General features: G+C 45.1%; 23 protein-coding genes and 1 pseudogene. 20 read left to right on the top strand and 4 right to left on the bottom strand.

Annotated elements, in window-relative coordinates:
• Positions 1–227 precede the first annotated feature (227 nt).
• The 4 genes from AB4124_RS30970 (at position 228) to AB4124_RS30955 (ending at position 2,984) form a co-directional block, all read left to right on the top strand.
• Entirely contained in the window at positions 228–1,073 is an 846-nt protein-coding gene (locus AB4124_RS30970; RefSeq protein WP_430112390.1) for a formylglycine-generating enzyme family protein, read from the top strand.
• A 198-nt stretch (positions 1,074–1,271) separates the two neighbouring features.
• Positions 1,272–1,889: a TetR/AcrR family transcriptional regulator gene (locus tag AB4124_RS30965; RefSeq protein WP_379405960.1), complete on the top strand. Its 618-nt coding sequence runs from the start codon at positions 1,272–1,274 to the stop codon at positions 1,887–1,889.
• Positions 1,886–2,518 (top strand): glycosyltransferase, encoded by a 633-nt coding sequence (locus tag AB4124_RS30960; RefSeq protein WP_430112386.1) that lies wholly within the window; start codon positions 1,886–1,888, stop codon positions 2,516–2,518. The genes AB4124_RS30965 and AB4124_RS30960 overlap by 4 nt, the downstream gene beginning before the upstream one ends.
• 19 nt (positions 2,519–2,537) lie before the next feature.
• Positions 2,538–2,984, top strand: a complete 447-nt coding sequence (locus AB4124_RS30955) for a glycosyltransferase (RefSeq protein WP_441975216.1) — start codon at positions 2,538–2,540, stop codon at positions 2,982–2,984.
• Between the two features lie 146 nt (positions 2,985–3,130).
• Here AB4124_RS30955 and AB4124_RS30950 read toward each other — a convergent pair whose 3' ends face one another.
• Positions 3,131–3,814 carry a universal stress protein gene (locus AB4124_RS30950; protein ID WP_441975215.1) on the bottom strand — a complete coding sequence of 228 codons (684 nt, stop codon included), beginning with the start codon at positions 3,812–3,814 and terminating at the stop codon, positions 3,131–3,133.
• Positions 3,795–5,048 carry a cation:proton antiporter gene (locus AB4124_RS30945; protein ID WP_441975214.1) on the bottom strand — a complete coding sequence of 418 codons (1,254 nt, stop codon included), beginning with the start codon at positions 5,046–5,048 and terminating at the stop codon, positions 3,795–3,797. Before AB4124_RS30945 ends, AB4124_RS30950 begins: the two co-directional genes overlap by 20 nt.
• A gap of 163 nt (positions 5,049–5,211) precedes the next feature.
• Between AB4124_RS30945 and AB4124_RS30940 the strand changes: the two genes are divergently transcribed.
• The 10 genes and pseudogenes from AB4124_RS30940 to AB4124_RS30895 all read left to right on the top strand — a co-directional run bounded on the left by AB4124_RS30940 (position 5,212) and on the right by AB4124_RS30895 (position 13,244).
• Positions 5,212–5,844 carry a TetR/AcrR family transcriptional regulator gene (locus tag AB4124_RS30940; protein ID WP_441975213.1) on the top strand — a complete coding sequence of 211 codons (633 nt, stop codon included), beginning with the start codon at positions 5,212–5,214 and terminating at the stop codon, positions 5,842–5,844.
• A complete protein-coding gene (locus AB4124_RS30935) occupies positions 5,841–6,695 on the top strand; it encodes an ABC transporter ATP-binding protein (RefSeq protein ID WP_441975212.1) in 855 nt (284 codons plus the stop codon). Before AB4124_RS30940 ends, AB4124_RS30935 begins: the two co-directional genes overlap by 4 nt.
• Positions 6,692–7,402, top strand: coding sequence for a fluoroquinolone export ABC transporter permease subunit (locus AB4124_RS30930; RefSeq protein ID WP_441975211.1), 711 nt, complete (start codon positions 6,692–6,694; stop codon positions 7,400–7,402). The genes AB4124_RS30935 and AB4124_RS30930 overlap by 4 nt, the downstream gene beginning before the upstream one ends.
• A gap of 20 nt (positions 7,403–7,422) precedes the next feature.
• Entirely contained in the window at positions 7,423–8,127 is a 705-nt protein-coding gene (locus AB4124_RS30925; RefSeq protein WP_430112376.1) for a hypothetical protein, read from the top strand.
• 429 nt (positions 8,128–8,556) lie between these two features.
• On the top strand, positions 8,557–9,447 hold the full coding sequence (locus AB4124_RS30920; RefSeq protein WP_441975210.1) for a class I SAM-dependent methyltransferase: 891 nt from the start codon (positions 8,557–8,559) through the stop codon (positions 9,445–9,447).
• A gap of 55 nt (positions 9,448–9,502) precedes the next feature.
• On the top strand, positions 9,503–9,817 hold the full coding sequence (trxA, locus tag AB4124_RS30915; protein ID WP_430112374.1) for a thioredoxin: 315 nt from the start codon (positions 9,503–9,505) through the stop codon (positions 9,815–9,817).
• Positions 9,818–9,994: 177 nt separating this feature from the next.
• The gene (locus AB4124_RS30910) at positions 9,995–11,539 is read left to right on the top strand and encodes a right-handed parallel beta-helix repeat-containing protein (protein WP_441975209.1); all 1,545 of its coding nucleotides are present in this window, start codon (positions 9,995–9,997) and stop codon (positions 11,537–11,539) included.
• 189 nt (positions 11,540–11,728) lie between these two features.
• Positions 11,729–11,814, top strand: a pseudogene (locus AB4124_RS30905) (DinB family protein); the annotation flags it as partial.
• A 235-nt stretch (positions 11,815–12,049) separates the two neighbouring features.
• Positions 12,050–12,475, top strand: coding sequence for a disulfide oxidoreductase (locus tag AB4124_RS30900; RefSeq protein WP_076321569.1), 426 nt, complete (start codon positions 12,050–12,052; stop codon positions 12,473–12,475).
• 154 nt (positions 12,476–12,629) lie between these two features.
• Positions 12,630–13,244 carry a flavin reductase family protein gene (locus tag AB4124_RS30895; RefSeq protein WP_441975208.1) on the top strand — a complete coding sequence of 205 codons (615 nt, stop codon included), beginning with the start codon at positions 12,630–12,632 and terminating at the stop codon, positions 13,242–13,244.
• A 107-nt stretch (positions 13,245–13,351) separates the two neighbouring features.
• Here AB4124_RS30895 and AB4124_RS30890 read toward each other — a convergent pair whose 3' ends face one another.
• The gene (locus tag AB4124_RS30890; protein ID WP_339265256.1) at positions 13,352–13,891 is read right to left on the bottom strand and encodes a hypothetical protein; all 540 of its coding nucleotides are present in this window, start codon (positions 13,889–13,891) and stop codon (positions 13,352–13,354) included.
• A 172-nt stretch (positions 13,892–14,063) separates the two neighbouring features.
• Between AB4124_RS30890 and AB4124_RS30885 the strand changes: the two genes are divergently transcribed.
• Positions 14,064–14,288 (top strand): hypothetical protein, encoded by a 225-nt coding sequence (locus AB4124_RS30885; RefSeq protein WP_441975207.1) that lies wholly within the window; start codon positions 14,064–14,066, stop codon positions 14,286–14,288.
• On the top strand, positions 14,279–14,965 hold the full coding sequence (locus AB4124_RS30880) for a sulfite exporter TauE/SafE family protein (RefSeq protein ID WP_441975206.1): 687 nt from the start codon (positions 14,279–14,281) through the stop codon (positions 14,963–14,965). The genes AB4124_RS30885 and AB4124_RS30880 overlap by 10 nt, the downstream gene beginning before the upstream one ends.
• Positions 14,966–14,971: 6 nt before the next feature.
• On the opposite strand, the gene AB4124_RS30875 is transcribed toward AB4124_RS30880, so the two are convergent.
• A complete protein-coding gene (locus AB4124_RS30875) occupies positions 14,972–15,376 on the bottom strand; it encodes a FixH family protein (RefSeq protein ID WP_441975205.1) in 405 nt (134 codons plus the stop codon).
• 268 nt (positions 15,377–15,644) lie between these two features.
• Between AB4124_RS30875 and AB4124_RS30870 the strand changes: the two genes are divergently transcribed.
• The 4 genes from AB4124_RS30870 (at position 15,645) to AB4124_RS30855 (ending at position 19,489) form a co-directional block, all read left to right on the top strand.
• On the top strand, positions 15,645–16,220 hold the full coding sequence (locus AB4124_RS30870; RefSeq protein WP_441975204.1) for an RNA polymerase sigma factor: 576 nt from the start codon (positions 15,645–15,647) through the stop codon (positions 16,218–16,220).
• 55 nt (positions 16,221–16,275) lie between these two features.
• The gene (locus AB4124_RS30865) at positions 16,276–17,490 is read left to right on the top strand and encodes a DUF4179 domain-containing protein (RefSeq protein ID WP_430112367.1); all 1,215 of its coding nucleotides are present in this window, start codon (positions 16,276–16,278) and stop codon (positions 17,488–17,490) included.
• Between the two features lie 377 nt (positions 17,491–17,867).
• Entirely contained in the window at positions 17,868–18,644 is a 777-nt protein-coding gene (locus AB4124_RS30860) for a TerC family protein (RefSeq protein WP_339290251.1), read from the top strand.
• Positions 18,645–18,991: 347 nt separating this feature from the next.
• The gene (locus tag AB4124_RS30855; protein ID WP_379405992.1) at positions 18,992–19,489 is read left to right on the top strand and encodes a DinB family protein; all 498 of its coding nucleotides are present in this window, start codon (positions 18,992–18,994) and stop codon (positions 19,487–19,489) included.
• Positions 19,490–19,654: the final 165 nt, after the last annotated feature.

Below are 19,654 nucleotides of genomic sequence, written 5' to 3'. Positions count from 1 at the left end.
TGTGCTGTCTGACATGGTATCAACAACGAATCGACCATAAGGATACTTCAATCCCCCACATTGGAGACAGACCGGTGGCCGTTTCCTTCGTTTACCCCTAAGTCCGGATACGTTGCGGGCCGTTTCTCACCATACGAACGGCCTTCAACGTAACTGGGGGAGGCGAGTTACATGCCGTTATGGCCTATCAGTGTTCCTATCAGCATCAGCATAAAGGAGATATATCAATGAGAAAGCTATTAATGTTCTTTTTAATAGCAACAATGGTTGTGATCGGCGCTTGTTCACAAGTGAAGTCTGAAAAGATAGATGGTTTTGTATTTGTGGAAGGTGGGACCTCTAAGAACAACCAGTCTAACTACGCTGAAAAAAACGCAACCGTATCGAACTTTTACATTGGCAAATATGAGGTCACTCAAAAAGAGTGGGTGGAAGTCATGGGCAGTAATAGTAATCCCTCTGCATTCAAAGGCGACCATTTGCCGGTGGAAATGGTGAGTTGGTATGACGTTGTGGAGTATTGTAATCAAAGAAGTATTCTAGAGGGCTTAAAACCATATTACAACATAGACAAGGGTAAGAAAGATCCGAATAATAGGAATGATAACGATCATATCAAATGGATTGTCACGATCAATGAGGGAGCTAACGGTTACCGATTGCCTACAGAAGCCGAGTGGGAATATGCTGCAGGCGGAGGTCAGAATAGCAAGGGTTACATCTACAGCGGAAGCAATAATGCCGACGAGGTCGCATGGTATTGGAAAAACGCCGGAGACAAATACCTATCTGGGGATTGGAACTGGCCTATCATAGAGAGCAATCATAATACAACAAAATCGATCGGTACCCAGAAACCCAACGAGTTGGGGGTTTACGATATGTCTGGAAACGTAAGGGAATGGTGCTGGGACTGGCATGGCGACTTGGATAGTCCAAGCGGTTCCTTCCGAGTAGTAAAGGGTGGAGGTTGGATCGGCGACGTCAGCAACAACGAGATATCTTTCCGAGGTAAGTTCGATCCCAATGGCTTTGGCCCCGACCAGGGTTTTCGTGTCGTTCGCGGAGAATAGCCGGAACAAGGCATAATTAAGGTTGATTCATTCGCTCAAAAAATGTTATAAACCGCTCGCCGTCCTCTGAAGAGGGCGGTTTTTTGTTCGTTAGCCGTTGGTATCTAGCGAACTATTGACCACATGGTCAACGTGTATTACAATAGGTCGAATCATATTGACCATGTGGTCAATCGGTGGAGGTGGAGTACTAAAATAATGGAGCCGAATAAAAAACAAACCATTTTGCAAGCAGCTTTAGTAGAGTTTTATCACAAGGGCTATGAAGGAGCTTCAACCAATCAAATTACCAAAGCAGCTGGCGTATCCAAGGGAATTCTGTTCCATTATTTCTCGGATAAAAGAACTTTGTATTTAACGGTGGTGGATGAATGCTTGAAGCACTACTACCATACACTGACTTCGTCACCCATGGACCTCTCCGAGGATCTGTTTCAGGCGATAGAGCAATTATCTCAAAAAAAGATGGATGTATTTAAAAGTGACCCCATCAGGTTTGGATTTATGGCTAAAACATTTGTGGTTATGCCGGAAGAGCTGAAAGCGGATCTTCTGGTCAAACAACAGCAAATGAACGAGGATTCCATACACCTACTTACAAGCAGGATCGATCAGAGCCGTTTTAGAGAAGGGATCGACCCCAAACAAGCCATCGAATTCGTATTGCTCTCCCTGGAATCTCTAATTACGAAGCAAATGGCTAAATCGTTTGACGAGAATTCTACAGGAGAACTCGAGATAAGTGCGGTTTTAGACACAAAATCCTATTTGGATATGTTAAGGTACGGCATTTATCGTAAGGAGGGAAATGAGTGAAAATAAAGTTGCTCACCATCGGAACAAGGGGAGATGTTCAGCCGTTCATTGCCCTTGCCCGAGTTCTCCAGAACAACGGACATGATGTAGTTATATGCACATCCCAGGATTTCGAGGGATTTGTTCGCGGACATAGTGTCGGTTTCGCACCCATTCGGGCAAATATCATGAAACTAGCGCAATCTGTGGAAGGAAAACGCATGCTGGGCAGCAATCCCTTCGAGATAATGAAGCAGATGAAAAAGCTTATATATCCTATGATGCAGCAAATGCTCGATGACCTGTGGACCGCTTCACAAGATGGGGACTGCCTCATCTATCATCCCAAAGCATTCGCTGGATATGATATTGCCCAAAAGTTGAATGTTCCCGTATTCGCGTCTCATCCGATTCCGATCATTGCACCGACAGGTGCTTTTACCAATCCCATTTTACCTTTCACCTTCAGAAATCGATGGATAAATGAAAAAAGCTATCACCTCAACCGTTTAATGCTATTATCCTTCAAGAAATTGATGAATACATGGAGAAGCGAGACGTTGAATTTACCTCCGCGAAGTATATTCTCCGATGATTTGTGCGTAAACGGACGTGATATCCCGGTGCTTTATGGCTCTAAAGCATCCTGATCGTGTGCTGGAAATGACCATGCAAGCATTACAACGAACGGGGCAACGCGGCATTATTGTGGTTGGCTGGAGTGGAATGCAAGCTTCTGGGGATGGGGCCGAGAACATCCTGTGTATACAGGAAGCACCGCATGCATGGCTGTTTCCACGCGCTGCAGGCGTTATTCATCATGGTGGAGCAGGGACGACAGCGGCCGTTCTGAAGGCAGGGAAGCCGATGACCATATCTCCGTTTAATGCGGATCAGCCTTTCTGGGCAAAACGTATGTATGAGTTAGGTGTATCGACCAAGCCGATTCCTGAAAAATCAATGTCTGTAGCCAGTTTGGTTGATCGAATAACGGAGCTAACAAGTGATTCAACACTGGCAGCCAATTCAATGGCACTGTCAGGCAAAATTCAAGAGGAGAGAGGTATTGATCGAACCGTAGAGTTTATTGAAAGACGGTTAAACGCTCACTCTTGAGAGATGCTGCCAGCATACTGCCGATATCAATTGTGTAAATTTTTAAAGCTTGTTGATGAAGAATTCCATGTTGCCAGGAGCGGAATGTTGTATATTTCGATCGTTCGAATTCATATATGGTCTTCTCACAGTTCCACTCCCATACTTTAATGATCGCTGGGTTTCTCATCCCATTCTCTGTTTTGGAAAAAAGACGAGTCTACCACTTTTCCACGACTTATTTTTAAATATTGGATCTCGTGATCTGTTTTTATTTTCAGCAAACCGGTGTCAAAATCGGTATTTAATTCTTTGAAAAATAGCCCATTGGCTATAGGCTCCCCTTCGGATTCTTTATTGCCAAGCAGATAATAAGAACCATCTTTGAACACGGTGACTCGAATTCCCCGTTCATGGGTGTCAGCCATCTGATCATCCATCCTTTGAACCGCTACAATGTGCAAATCCGTTTCGCCTATCTGGTTTAGCAGTTCGTTGACAAACGAACCACGCGTAATTTCTTGCCATCGCGTTTGTCCGGATTGTCCGATGATGAGTTGGGTAATATGATGATTCTTGGCGGTTTCCGCAATAATTTCCGAAGCTTTTCGATCTTCATTCGTTTTGACGATAAAGGTTGCCCCATATTCATCACATTTCGTTTGCCACTCGGCCATATACCTTTCTTGTGCCTGATCGAGCTCATTCTCACGTTTGGGTATAACGCTTAACACAAACAGGGGACACTGAAGCAGACTGGCTAATTCACCACCTCGGCGAATAAGGCGTTCTCCGTTTGGACCGTAATATACGCATACAAGTATTTTTTCATTATTCAACAGTGAAATCATTCCTTTCTTTTTCCTTCATGGGGCTGGCTAATCCAAACTTCTTAACCAAAGGTTTGATGGTTAACCCCTGAACGAGAAGTGAGAAGAGGACAACACTAAAGGTGAGCACGAGTATATCGTTGCGACCGTCGAAAGTTGTGGGCAAGCTTAAGGCGAGTGCGATCGACAAGCTGCCCTTTAAACCGCCCCAATTCAAAACCACTTTCCATGAAGAAGGGAAGGATTTCAGGAAATACAGACTCACGTAGACGGCCAATGTTCTTCCAATTAAAACGATAAGAATGGCTGCCCCGATTAACGCCCACTTGTCCGCGAAGTGAATATGCTTGATTTCGAGACCGATCATTAAGAAAATCAACGAATTTGCTATTAACGTGATGACGTCCCAGAACGAATTAATGTTCATCTTGGTTGTATCCGACATCCCGATGCGCGCTCCGTAACTGCCGAAAATTAAGCCACCCACAACGACGGCGATCACGCCGGATACGTGGAAATGCTCGGCAATAAAGAAACTTCCGAAGAACAGGAGCATAGAGAAAGCAATCTCCAGCGGATAATCATCATAGAAGCGAATGAGCTGTGAGAATAGATACCCTAACACGCCTCCAACCGCGATACCACCAACACTAAACTTTAGAAAAAGCAGTACACCGCTGCCGATTCCTACCCAACTCATTTCCAGATACGTGAGCAGATAAACAGAGGAGATCTGAAATAACACAACGGCAATTCCGTCATTAAACAGCGACTCCCCTTCGATGATGGTCACAATTTTTTTTGGTACGCCTAAAGATTTGAAAATGGAGATGACACTGATCGGATCCGTGGCACTCATCAAAGCAGCAAAGGTAAATGCAACAATCAGAGGCAATCCCATAAACCCATACATGGCTAGGGCAATAATAAGGAAAGAGAGCAAGGTGCCGCCAAACGCGAGAGCAATCACCGGCTTTCCTTGTTTACGAAGATGGGAGAACGGAAGCTTTAACGTGGCGTCTCCAAGAAGGATAGGCAGGAACAAGGAGATAATGATCGCTTGAAACACATTCGATTGAGTTATAAAGGATTCGGCCTCATCCAACACCGGTACATGGATCAAACCAAGCAGCAGGCCTACAATAACAAGTGCAATAGAGTAAGGCTGATTCATTTTTTTTGCTATCGCGATAACCCCCATCGATATCGCAAGCAAAATCAGCAATTGAACGAAAACCTCATTAAAATGATGCATAACGCACCCCTCGTCAAAGGATAAAATCTCCATTTATTGTAACCTAAAGGTCCCGTAACACCAAATGTATTGACATGCGGGAAATGAGGGGGTATTTTATGAATATAAAATAAATTTATTCACATAATCATGATATGATTAATTTAAGGATGTGAAATGCAACATGCCCAGAAAATTTTCGGATGAAGAACGCGAATGGATTCGCCAAAAACTGCTGACTGAGGCACGCCATCATTTCGAAACGGCGGGTCTCCGCAAAACGAGCGTTGAAGATCTAACAAAGGCCGCCGGCATTGCCCAAGGCTCGTTTTATATGTTTTTCGGATCCAAAGAGGAAATATATTATGAACTGATTCTGGAGGAGGAGCAGCGAATCCGTAATGCCGTTCTGGATTTATTCCCTCCTGAGGAGGTCTGCAGCAAAGCAAGCATTAAACGGTTTCTCTTGTATTCCCTAAGGCTGATGGACGAGAGTCCGCTGCTTCGGCAGATGATGGATCGCGGGGAGATGGAGCTGTTGTTCAGGAAACTGCCGAAAGCGCTGCTGGAGCGTAACTTTACGGAGGATCAAGACGCGCTCTTGCCTGTCATTTCGGCTTGGCAGCAGGCAGGCATTTTACCTGGTACGGCACCCGAATCCATCGTGGGCATGATCAGATCCTTGGCACTGCTTACGCTGCACAAGAAAGAGATTGGAGAAGAGCAATTTACATCTACAGTCGAATTGTTAGTCGAGTTATTATCTGCCGGCATGCTTGCAGTGTCTGAAGGGGTGAAGGGAGATGGAGCGTCGTGATCGAAGTAAGAGGGCTTCATTACACGTATCCAAATCGAAAAGTGCCGACCCTGCATGGGCTTGATTTTGTCATTCCGGCTGGCGAAATTTTTGGGTTTCTCGGCCCGTCCGGCGCTGGTAAAAGCACAACGCAAAAACTGCTCATCGGCGTTCTGAAAGGATATCAAGGAAGTATAAAAGTCATGGGTAACGAGATCAGGGATACGGGTCCCGATTATTACGAGCAAATCGGAGTAGCTTTTGAATTCCCGAACTTCTACAGCAAATTTTCGGTTCTCGAAAATTTAAAGCTCTTTCGTTCCCTTTACAGGGGGGAGACTGAGGACCCAATGAAACTGCTGGAACAAGTCGATCTGACGGATGCCGCAAATATGAAGGTTTCCCAGCTATCCAAGGGCATGAAGATGAGGTTGAATTTCTGTCGAGCGTTACAGCATGATCCAGAAATACTATTTCTGGATGAACCTACTTCCGGATTAGATCCCGTCAATGCCCAGCGAATGAAGGAATTGATACTTGCCAAAAAGGCTGCCGGCAAGACAGTTCTTATAACAACGCATAATATGCAAGCGGCAGAAGAGCTTTGTGATCGGGTAGCCTTTATCGTCGACGGTGAAATCAAATTAATCGATTCACCCAGAAGATTGAAACTTCGCAAGGGAAGAAAAGAGGTCCGAGTCGAATACAGCAGGGATGGTGATGTAAAGGAGGCCATATTTTCTCTCGATGGCATCGGTGAGAATATCCAATTTCTTCAGCTCATACAGGATTTCCCTCCCGAAACCATTCATACGCAAGAGGCATCGCTCGAACAAATTTTTATTGAGGTTACGGGGAGGCAGCTTGTATGAAAGGCCTAAGCTTATTTGTTTTCGATCTCCGTTTCCAGTGGCGCCACGGTTTTTATTGGGTTTATGTATTCGTCTGTTCCTGTTATTGGATTCTGCTCCGATTCATACCCGAGGCTTACCAAGAGAAAACAGCGATTGTGCTGACCTTCAGTGATCCCGCCGCCCTGGGACTTATCATGGCTGGCGGTATGGTCCTCCTGGAGAGGGACCAAGGCGTCCACGATCCGCTGTTTGTAGCGCCGGTACACATTCGGGAATATTTGCTGGCGAAGGTGGCGTCTCTGTCGGTGTTATCCCTTGCGGCAGGCTGGGTCATTCATATGGCGACCGGCAGTCTGCCTGAATATCCGCTTGCTTTTTCTGCCGGTATTGTCTTAACCTCAACCTTCATGACCTTGCTGTCGATTGGGGTGGCGGCACGCCAACGGACAATTAACGGTTTTATTCTGATGGTGCAGGTTTACGCGTTGCCATTCATCCTTCCATTGTTTGGTTTCCTTCAATTGTGGCATGAAGACCTGTTACTCGTCCTTCCAACCGAAGGAACACTCCGGTTATTAGTGTCTCCTAGTGGAGGACTATCTATTGGCAGTGTTCTATATTCCTTATGTATCCTGTTGATCTGGAACTTTGCGGCTTACATCTGGGCACAACGATCCTATACACGACATGTGCTGATGCGGGTAGGTGAGGGAGGGGGGCCTTAATGGGGAGATATAAAACCCTTATGATAAAGGATCTACGGCATGCATGGAAGGACCCCGTTCTGCTGGCAGCTTTGTTCGGTCCGCTAGTACTTCTGTTTCTATCGAGGTTTGGATTCCCTGTTGCCGTCCATTGGCTCGATGTAAACTATTCGTTTCATTTGGAGCCGTACCGCGGCTTTGCTGCATCGCTATTGGTTGTTACGATCCCTATGCTGACAGGAATGCTCACGGGCCTCCTTATGCTCGACGAACGTGATGAGAATGTGATTGCATATTATGCGGTTACTCCTATAATGCGTAAAGGTTATTTGCTATATAGAGTGACACTTCCTTTTCTGTTATGCACCGGCTTATCCATGGTATATTTGTCTTTTTCCACTTTGTCGGATATTCACTGGGATAAACTAGGGGTTTTGCTGTTATTGGCATTGGAGGCACCATTATTTTCGTTGTTCCTGGCTGCATTCTCAGCGAATAAGGTGGAAGGATTAGCCTTGTCTAAAATAGGAGGGCTGTTCATAGCAGGCCCTGTAGTGGCTTACTTCGTTCCTGGAGCTTGGCAGATGTTAGGTGCTTGGCTCCCAACGTATTGGCCTGCCAAGGTACCTTATTTCATGACGCAGAATGAGCCTTTCCTGGCAATGCTCTTTTGTTCGATCGGATTGCTCCTGCATGCTGTGTACTTATATTTTATGGTGTCGGTTTTTAACAACAGACAATCTTAACTGGGGTCACCATGGATCGCTCTAATAAAGATATAGGTTCTTGTCATATCTGATGACAGAAAACAGCCGATCGAAATGATCGGCTGTTGTTACTCGTGTCTAATAATCGGTTATACCATTCAGCTCCCGGATTCCACTGTCAGCATATAGATAAAGCAAATTGCGACTAAAAATGGTATTGCAAACTGAAGTTGAATCGTGTATTATGGATATCAAACATCCGCAATACAATCCGTACCGGATCAGGCTCATAAGCAACGGAACAATAGCGTATGCGAGAAGGTTATTTTTCGCTCCAATTATGGATAATGTAGATCCGTAAAAGTAAAAAACCAATGATCAACCAACATTCGATGTGGAGTTTATTGGAGGCGGCTAGGCGGGCTTTTCACTGCCCTCAGAAATTATAGCGGAAGAGAGATGGATGTTATGAACGATTTTTTTAATGAAGCCATTTGGGAGAAGGCATGGAAAGAACACGGCGAACGCGTTGTGAACAAGATAAAAAAGACCGGAATCGACCCGACCCGAACCTTTGATCATAAGGCGAAGACCTTCAATGAGCAATCATTTAATGAAGAGGGAAGAAAACGGACCACACGGATCATGAATTGGCTTGAAGGACAAGGGGTTCAATTCGACAACGCCTCTGTACTGGACATTGGCGCCGCTTCGGGAGTATTTTCGGTGCCGTTTGCAGAGCGAGGGGCCCGCGTAACTGCCGTAGAATCCTCTCTGCCATTGATCGAATTGCTGAAGGAAAATATCACAAAATTCGCCGATGACCAGGTGAAGATTGTACCGGAACCTTTTGAAGATATTGACGTGCTGGCCAGAGACTGGGACAATGCCTTCAATCTTGTCTTTGTTTCGATGTGTCCGGTCATTCTGGATTGGGATAGCGTCGAAAAGATTTTACAATGCGCCCGGGATTATTGTTATATCAGTATGCCGGCAGGCTCTATGGAGCTCAGTTTGGTGAATGAAATCTGGCCCCTCATCACCGGTCAGCCCTTCCAATCGAAGCACTTGGAGTTCGGATATTTGCTTCATCTGCTGTATCTCAAAGGCTATTCCTATGAGTCCCTTATCACACGGGAAACGAAAACGACGGAAGTTACAAGAGAAGCGGCGTTACAAGAAATGATGAACTGGCTTCGCAGTCACGGTCTTGCTGCAGATGATCAGAATCGGAAATTGGTTGCAGACTATTTGGAGCAAGCGTATCCGTCCGGCAGAGTAACCATCCGACAGAGTGGTCGTTATGGCAAAGTACTGGTTCGAATGCAAGATCAAAGCATGTACACAAGAAAAATTTGATCGAGACTACGCACGTGTTACGTAGTCAGACCAAGAAGATGAAAGGATGATAGTGATGGCGATTCAACACGCAACAGATTCTACTTTTAGAGGGATGATCCAAACCGAAGGAGTAACCGTAGTGAATTTTTGGGCTTCTTGGTGTGGTCCGTGCAGAATGTTTGCACCCGTTCTTGAGGAATTTGAAAGGGAAGCAAAAGGTTCCATTAAAGTAGTTAAAGTTAATGTAGACGATAACCCGGCGACATCTTCCCAATATCAGATTATGAGCATACCGACCACCCTTATTTTCAAAGATGGGAAGCTTCTTTATAAAGAATCAGGCATATTGCCGAAACATGTCTTGAAACATCGCACTGCCTCCAATTAAAGGATCAAAATGAAAGGAGTTATTTATAAATAGAAATTAGATCTCAAAGGGATCACGGTATACATGCACAAGAAGTCGTGCTTTGTGGGCGGCTTTTTTGGCTTTTTCCATATTCGTCGTGACTTCATGGATGACCTCAATGTAATATAAATATGAACAGATGGGAGATGAGGAACGATGTTGAAATTAGTAAAGGCTATGCTCGTGGGATTGAGCATGACTGTAATTGGTTTAGATTCTGGAAATGTGCAACCTACCGCCGTGTCGGCAGCCAGTACAGAATATTATGTCGCCAGCGATGGCAGCGACTCCAATCCAGGGACGATCCGTGCGCCATGGAAGACGCTGCAGCATGCGGCTGACGAGGCTGATCCGGGTAGCATGATTTACGTTCGGGACGGCGTATACAATCAGAAGCTTAAGATAACACGCTCCGGGACAGCTTCACAAGGTCCCATTACTTTCACGAACTACGGTTCGGAGAAAGCCATCATTGATGGTGCTGGACTTTCAGTCAACGGGATCGAAGGGCTAATCGAGATAAAAGATGTGAATTACATTACTATTCAGGGCTTGGAGATTCGCAATTATACGACGACTTCCAGAAATGCGGTGCCTGTTGGAATCTATGTTCAAGGCTCAGGCGGCTTTATTAATCTGACCAACAACAAGATCCACGATATCAAGAGCACGGTCACACCAACCGGCAGCGATTTGCTTGGAAGAGATGCTCATGGTATCGCCGTATATGGCACCAAAGCTCCGGAATCGCTTCATGACATTACGATTCATGGTAATGAGCTGTACAATCTTGTCCTGGGTTCCAGTGAGACACTGGTACTGAATGGTAATGTAGATAAGTTCGCGGTAACGAACAATCTCATTCACGATAACGACAACATCGGGATCGATATTATCGGTTTCGAGGGGACAGCGCCGGAAGAAGCATACGACCAGGCCCGAAATGGCTTGGTGAAAGGTAATCGGATATACAACATTTCTTCCAACAATAATCCTTCTTATGGGGAAAAAATCCCGAATAACAGTAACTCAGCTGGCGGTATTTATGTTGATGGCGGCAAAGACAGCATCATTGAGCAGAACTACAGCTACAACAATGATATCGGCATTGAAATTGCCTCCGAGCATGCGGGCAAATCCACCAGCAATATTACGATTCGAAGCAACATGGTGCACAATAACCGGTTGACGGGGATCGCCATGGGTGGATACGACGAGGAGCGGGGCTCAACGGTGAATTGTAAAGTCGTAAACAACACCGTCTACAATAACGATATTTTAGGTGATGGTAGTGGCCAGCTCTATGTCCAGTATGATACGAGAAATAACGTGATCAAGAACAATATCTTTGTGGCCAGTTCCACAGGCGTGCTGATCTACAATGAATATGCCAAAAATTCAGGAAACGTCGTGGATTACAATCTATATTATTCTCCAGGCGGTAGTGCAGATGCATTCTGGACATGGAAGAGCAAAGACTATACTGGCTTCTCCGCATACAAAGCGGGAACCGGCAACGATGCGCATTCTTTGTTCATGGATCCTAAATTCGTAAATGCTCCCGAAGGCGATTTTCATCTTCAGTCTTCGTCCCCAGCGATTGATGCTGGTTCGACGGATCACGCGATCATCGGAACGCAGGACATTGACGGTGAGCCAAGAGTGCAAGGAGACACTGTGAACATCGGCGCGGATGAGTAGAGCAATGTTTTTTTGAAAATGGGCAAAACAGAGCTGAAATGTTAAGGGAACCTAATAGCAAGCTGGCTCGGCAGCATTCGGAACAATAACTATCCGTGACTTGATGGAACGAATGACGAATCAATCAGTAGAAAAGTATAACTACCACACATGGGCCAACCAAACAATCCTGGGAAGAATCAAAGAACTTCCCATGGCACCTACCACCGAGGCAATATTACGAACATGCTGCGCCAGCTGGCCACGTTTCAACCATGACAGACTATTGGCTTTTTGGAATCAGGGAACCCCAATGCCTGGATGATTGTATTGTATTGATGGAAAATGAAAATCTTAAGAAGGCTGTCGGTAAATATGACCGGCAGTCTTTTTTTGACTCATGATCACATATAGCCCGAATGAGCCATTTTCATATATAGATAATTAAGAGAAAATGAGAAAATCATGTAATAATACCGAGTCGTAAGGCTGCTGGAACAAGAATGGAATAGAAGGGAAGTAGCTTGAAAAATGAATAAAACAGGAGTTTGGTTATTTTTTGCATGGACTGTATCAGCTGTAGCAACTAGCGGAAGTTTGTTTCTTAGTGAAGTATGGCATTTTACGCCATGCGTCTTATGTTGGTATCAACGGATCTTCATGTATCCATTAGTCATTGTTTTGGGAATCGCAGCATATCGGCAAAAGACGCACATCGTCCCATATATCCTGCCCCTGGTTATCATTGGCGGAGGCATATCTACATATCATAGTATTATTCAAAAGCTCCCCAAAGAGTCGGGTATTGCTGCATGCGGGCCGGTCTCCTGCTTGAATGACTACTTGAATTGGTTCGGCTGGTTGACGATTCCGATGCTGGCATTTGCCGCGTTCGTGCTCATCGCTGTAGCTCTATTGATGGCCCTGCGCTCGCAGAAGCAACAAACAAACCAGTGATAAGTAAATGACACGTAACAGCCGGCCTAATGGTCGGCTGTTTTCAATCATCACCCACTTTTTATATCTTGCGGTCTTATTCCATATCCCTATCCTCCAACAAGGAGCTTGTGATACATTACTTAAAAATCATGACGAGGAGATGGAATTTGTTATGCATAAAGTAATCAACCCCAAAATCCACTATTTCGGGACTTCGGTCGTGTTGATAAGTACGATCAACGAAGACGGCACCCCCAACCTGGCTCCGATGTCCTCTGCCTGGTGGCTCAATCAATCATGTATGCTTGGAATGAGCAGCAAGTCTCAGACTGTGCAAAATATGATCCGTGAAGGTGAGTGTGTGCTTAATCTCCCGTCGATTGACTTGATTCCCGCAGTTGATCGTCTGACCCTGTTGACAGGTCGCAACCCAGTCCCTGAGTCGAAAGCAGAGAGGGGATATAAGTTCGAGGCGAATAAATTTGGTGTCGCAGGGTTAAATCAACTTCCGTCCCAGCTTGTTCAAGCGCCGCGTGTGAAAGAATGCCCCGTCCATCTGGAAGCCAGGTTTGTAAAGCTCCATCCTTTTGAAGAACCAAGTTCACTTGTTGCCATCGAAGTGCATATCGAAAAGGTTCATATCGAGGAAAATCCTCTTATAGATGGCCAATCAAATTATATTGATCCTTCGAAATGGAATCCGATGATTATGAATTTTTGTGAATATTTCGGTTTAAGTGAGCAATTGTCTGCATCTAAATTAGCCCCGGTATTCGGACCACATTAGTTGAAAGCATGAATATGTAATGAGTGGTGTGGCATATAAGGGTATGCGATGTGGGACTAGCGTTTGGCTTGAACTCAATAAGTTTGCAATAAAAAAAGCGACAGGATTCAACCTGCCGCTGGTGCTCCAAGGAAAACTAAAATTTCTTCGATGCTGGTATTGATATAAGTGTTCATTCCAGATATGTACTTGCTGAACTCTTCCGAAGACATTTTACTTTTGCCTTGCATATAAGACTTGATCTCTTGAATGCTGTCGGATTTGTATTTGTTCAATTTCTTTAGCATGACGTTGCTTCTTTTTTTCATGTCGGATGTCTGCTTGCTACAAGTTTTCTTTGCTTCGCTGAGACTTTTTTTTGCCTTATCAAGTGACATTTTCGCTTGGCTCAACGCTTCTTTACTGGCTTTAGCCTTCTTAAGGCTGTTATATTCAGTAGAAAGTTGTTTAAATTGAGTGGTTAGCGAGGTCACATTCACGCACACAGGGTGCTTGTATGCTTTTTGGGCAGCCTTCACTTTTTTCACCTGTGCGTTATAGTCCTTAAAGTACAGTTTATGAATCTCAGACGTAGAAACGGATGCTGCAAAAGCCTGTGACGGAATGAACAATGCCAGCATCAAAAGTAATACAAAAGTCTTTTTCATTAGGATATGCACCTCTTCAGTTGTAGTGCTTATAGCATATACCATAATTTGTAACCTATCAATATATTAGTAGAAAACCTAGCTCTAATTTCTCCAACCCCATAATCACGCAGCCTCATAGCTATTCTTAATATTTGCGCACCTTCATACAATGAATGGATGCGGCAATCCTATGAAGAACGGCATATATAATGTGGCCGGGAAGGGGGATGGAATGCTTCTTGGAACGATATTACGTATGTGGGGGAAACCGAAAATAGATGGAGGAAGGCTCGGACAGGATTTGAAGCCAAAAGCAGAGATTCCAACCGGTATGGAAGTCAGCTCTTTGCTGGTTGTAGGTCATTCGCTTGGCCCCCAGTTATGGGTACAGCGGGGTGTAAGAGCATGGCCTTGACGGGGAGCGGATTGCTGTTAGTGGCACTGACAGGCTTGATGGGGGCGCCGCATTGCCTGGTGATGTGCGGGGGGATCGTTTCGTCTTTGGCCCTTCGAACCAGCAGTTCTCCGCTTGCTTCTGTGTTAGCCTACAACGCTGGCAGAGTGACAACGTACACGGTGATTGGAGGTTTTATGGGGATCGTGGGCTCCTTTCTGGATGTGGCTGGCAGCTTTGTAGGTTTCCAAGGAGCGGCCAGCATCATTGGCGGACTGCTCATTCTGCTGTGGACATTTCGTCGGTACACATTGCCCATTTATAACGCTCATCTGCCGAGACACTCTTTTTTTCACCTGAAATTGGAACGGCTTGGTCAGCGGTATGAGTTGTTAGCGACATTTTTAACCGGCCTTTTGCTCGGTTTTCTTCCATGCGGTTTGACCTATGCGATGCAGATGAATGCAGCGGCATCCGGTTCCAGTCTGGAAGGCCTCTTGATCATGCTGGTATTTGGACTTTCGACTTTTCCCATTCTGCTCCTAACGGCGGTGTCTGCCGGCAGTCTAACGAAAAAGTGGCGCAGAGGAATGCGCAAATTCGGAGGGATTTTGGCCTTTACAATGGGAATGCTGTCTATTTTAAAGGGACTAAGCGCTAACGGATGGATTCCGGGAATTCACCCATGGTTATGGTAAGCAGGACTAGCGAACTTTGAACAACGTCTTCACCGTGACATATTCATTCTCCCAACGAAGGACCGCTTCCGCCTGCCAAAGTCCTTGCATAACAGGTACGGCCGTTGCACTGTATACACCCGGCTTTGATTCGACAATTACGGCGGGGAACACACCACAAAACATATCTGGCATCTTGAGGTTGAGTTTGATATCGGCGTTAACAACGGGCTTCTCAGGCAGCTCGGTAATGAAAACCTGAAAGGACGACTCCTTCATGGGTTCTGCAACAGAGTGAACGGTTTGTATTTCCATGCGAAGCTGCCCATCGGTATAAAGATCTTCTACTTTGGGACGATCATGAACTTGCCGGTACAGAATTATAGCCGCGATCATAAAGAGCAACAAAGCAATGCCCCATCTTGTCTTCATGATATCCCTTCTTTCGCCTGAAAACATGAGTATTCTCTCATAGGTATGTAAGAAAAGGTCAGAACATGCACATATAGATGAGGCTTTAGTTCTGAAATATGTGCCCGAACCCAAATTAATATCGCCAAGAAATCCGTACCGGAACAATTTCCCCTCTGCAACCTTCCAGGGATGTAGGAATTTCCCTGACATAGTTGCGGAGGTTTTTTTGTGCCAAATGAACTTTTATCACCTCAGTCATCTCTTATCTATGAAAAGGAGGGAGAAAATGAAAGTAAGCCGTCTTGTCTCACAAGCCCAAAGAGGCAACAAGGAAGCTTTATTACAACTAATCATGGCTGATCAGGACGCTTATTATCGTCTTGCTTATTCATATATGGGGAACGAGCACGATGCGATGGATGCGATGGAAGACATGATCGTTACAATTTATGAAAAGGTTGGTCATCTGCAAAATGGCGCAGCATTCTATAGCTGGAGCAAAACCATTCTCGTTAATCGGTGCAAAACATTACTTCGTAAAAAGAAGCGATTTCTTCCAATGGAAGAGGAACAAGAATCATCCCTTGATGGATTCACTGACGATAATCCATATCGTAAAACAGAATCTGAGATGGATATGCAGCTATTGTTATCTCATCTGACTGCAAAGCAACGGGAAGTAATCGAACTTCGTTATATCCACGACCTGCCGTATCAGACGATTGCGGACATGACGGGCGCACCGCTTGGAACAATCAAATCAAGAATGTCACAAGGAATACAAAAGCTCAAAGTCTTGATTGGAGGTGATCGTTATGAGAACGATCGAGGAGAAATTACAGGAGTACAAACAGAGCTTTAACATGGTACAAGCCCCATCAGAACTTGAGAACAGACTCCGCAATGCACTTCGGAATGTGCCAGCCAAAAAAAGAAAAAGGAATATAGCTCTGCCTTGGATTGCATCAACTGCAGCAGCCCTCCTTCTGATTGCCGGAATGTATCAATATCCTGCCTTCGCTTATTATGGAGCCAAGTTGCTTGAAAAAAACGAATTGATCGCTCTCAGCTTTTCTGAAGTGGCGGAGCATGGGTACGGACAAGCGGTCAATAAGAGCAAAACGTTTGATGACGGCACTATTATTACTGTCAATGGTGTTATTTCAGACGATAATGCATTTCTAATGTATTACACCATTAAGCTTCCCGTAGGCTCCGTTATTGATACCGATGGATCGTTTGATTACAATGTAGATAAATTGCAAGGGTTCCTGACTGATTCAGATCCGAAAGAAGGGAGCGGCCATTATAACAAAGGCGAATCGCAATATGAGGGAGTATATAAATTCGAGCCTGTTAGTCCATTCTCCAGAACATTAACTGTTACATTCAGTAAGTGGTTGGATAATGGGGAACGGTCTTCCTATCCGATCTCCTTCAAGTTTGAAGCGAATAAAGCGATGAAGAGCATTGTAAAACAGAAAATATCTAAATCCATTCCTGTCGATCAGGGGGCGATTCACTATGACTCCATTACGGCTTCACCAACCTCAACGATTGTGAAGGGACATTATGAACTGGAGAATAAGGGTTACCCGAGAATATCAGAGAAAACAAAGCTATATGTGAATGGAACAGAATTAAAGCGCTGGGGAATGCGGTCGAATCATAATGGTGAAGCGGGCATCCCAGGATTCGAAATTGAATTTGATGTACTTCCTACAGAGAAGGTTAAGACCATTGAACTCATACTCGAAGCATTCGAAGGATTTCAGAAAGTGGAAGAAGCGATTTCCCTTGCCTCACCATCAGATCAATCGATCAAGATAGGCGAAGAAAAGTTATGGATTCGAAGTGTAACAAAAACCGCTACAGGTTATGACATCGTTATCGCCAGAAAACAATTTACAATCTTGGAAACGGATAATTTATCCATACTAGCAGCTGGTAACACAGTTCCCGTATCATCGATGTCCACTTCAAGACCTTGGGATCTGAATAACGGTAACATCCTGTGGGAGCAGACGTATTCATTTAACACAAGGGATAAACCAGAACACTTGCTACTGGAAGGATTTCAATATATTAAAACGTACGATAAGACTATATCCATTCCTTTAGATATCAAATAACATTTCAGGATAATCAATAGAATTGATACGTATCCGGTAGGAAAGTCCGGTTGATTTCTTTTTACTTGAGAAAATGATCGAGTTTAATTGTAGGTAAGGCAGACTGTTCAATTTTTTGGCGGAAATAAGAGTACATAAGGAAATCCCCTTGGAAAAGGGGATTTTTGATTTCTGATCGAGGAGTCGCCTTGTAGAGAGTAAATTGAAAAGTTGGGCCATAAATGAATGAAACGAGACGTTACTTGACAACGTAATAACGAAAGGGAGTCATGGCATAATCAAAACTGGAATAAACCTCTGCTGCTTTAACTGGAGCTTAGTTGTTTTAGTCAGAGGTTTAACCATAAAATTTCTCAGTTAAGAGGGGAGAAGTACTGTTGGAATCACTTTGGTTGGAGTATGCTTGGGCATTACTAATTCTAATTGGATTGGAAGGTTTACTATCGGCGGATAATGCCCTTGTACTGGCAGTGATCGCGAAGCACTTACCGGAGGACCAGAAGAAGAAGGCTATTAATTATGGGATCATTATGGCTTTTGTTTTTCGCTTCGCTGCTCTGTTTGCAATATCGTTTATTGCGAATGTCTGGCAAATACAGGCGATCGGAGCTGCTTATCTTCTATACCTCGGGTTAAAGCACATCATCAAAGCGCGTTTCGGTAAGGAAAACACGAATATTCGCGAGGACGTAAAGAAAGATGCTGCCGGTAAAGGCTTCTGGCCAACGGTAAGCAAAATTGCTATTGCAGATCTTGCCTTTGCAATTGATTCCATTCTTGCTGCAGTGGCTTTGGCACTGGGTCTCCCAGATTCCCCGCTTCCGGATTTCGGCGGTATGGACGGAGGACAATTCTTGGTTGTCGTGCTTGGCGGAATCGCCGGGCTCGTTCTGATCAAATTTGCTGCCACATGGTTTGTAAAGCTGCTTGCGCAGCGGCCAGCACTGGAGACCACGGCTTATGCCATCGTGGCATGGGTCGGTGTCAAGCTCGCTGTGATTACTTTGGCCCATGAAGATATTGGAGTGTTAAATCATGATTTCCCACATAGCACAGTCTGGACCATTATTTTCTATGGTGTCTTGGTGGCGATAGCTCTTCTCGGTTGGTTTGCGCCTGTGAAAAATAAACAGTCACAGACCGGTCAACTCTAGTTCCGTGCTTTCCTTCATTGCAGGCAGATGGCCTTTCCGTATCGGAGGGCCATCGAAGAAAAACCGAGTACCTTGGAGATTTTAACGTACTTAAGGGCTGAATACGAAGATAAAGACTGATATCATACTGATAATAGTAGTAGCTGGCACGGCTTCGGCTATAACGCGGATGCGATCAGCCGTCTGCTCCTGGGCCAGCGGCCGATGACGGGGATTACTGAGTCCTCGAATGCGGGACATATGTTCTGGAAATGTAGTCCGTTATCGGATGCCGAACGACCGAGACAAGCCTTTTCACTCGATCGGATTTATAGTATGCTAACCATATTAGGGAGGAGTGGGAATTTATGGTGAAACAACTGATCATCGGAGACGCTCTGCACGAATTGGCCCATACGCGCCGCATCCTGGAGTGCTTACCCGAGGAGCATATGACGTGGAAACCGCACGTCAAATCCATGACGTTAGGCGGGCTCGCCACGCACCTGATCAACTTGCTGAACTGGCAAGTCGCGATTTTTCTTTACCCGGAATTCGATCTTTCGACCGTGCCGCTTCGGCGGGAAGCTTTGGAAAGACGCGAAGACATGCTGGAGGAATTTGACGCGAACGTTATCAAGCTTGAACAGCTGTTAGCCGAATGCGATGAGAAAGCGCTCGCAGAGGAATGGACCTTGCGGAACGGCGACCATATCATTCTGCGCCAACCGCGGGCGGTCGCGCTTCGCACCTTCGGTTTAAGCCATATGGTTCACCATCGGGCGCAGCTCGGGGTATATTTGCGGCTGCTTGATATTCCGGTGCCGGGCATCTACGGTCCCTCAGCCGATGAGGAAGGCAAGTGAACGAGAAGCGCCGAATAGTCGCAGGGCACTTGTAAGAGACAAGAACACATACACATACGAAGTCGCGGAAATCGCGGCTTTTTTTGTCAGCGGATATAGACAAAAAAATTATATTCTAACTGAGCAGATGATACTCTAATTCCAATCGGCCTTGGAAGCCAAACC

The sequence above is a fragment of the Paenibacillus sp. 2KB_20 genome, assembly GCF_052115765.1.
Taxonomy (GTDB): domain Bacteria; phylum Bacillota; class Bacilli; order Paenibacillales; family Paenibacillaceae; genus Paenibacillus_AQ.
Note: the sequence above shows the minus strand (reverse complement) of the source record. Positions and strands in the feature narration are given on the sequence as shown.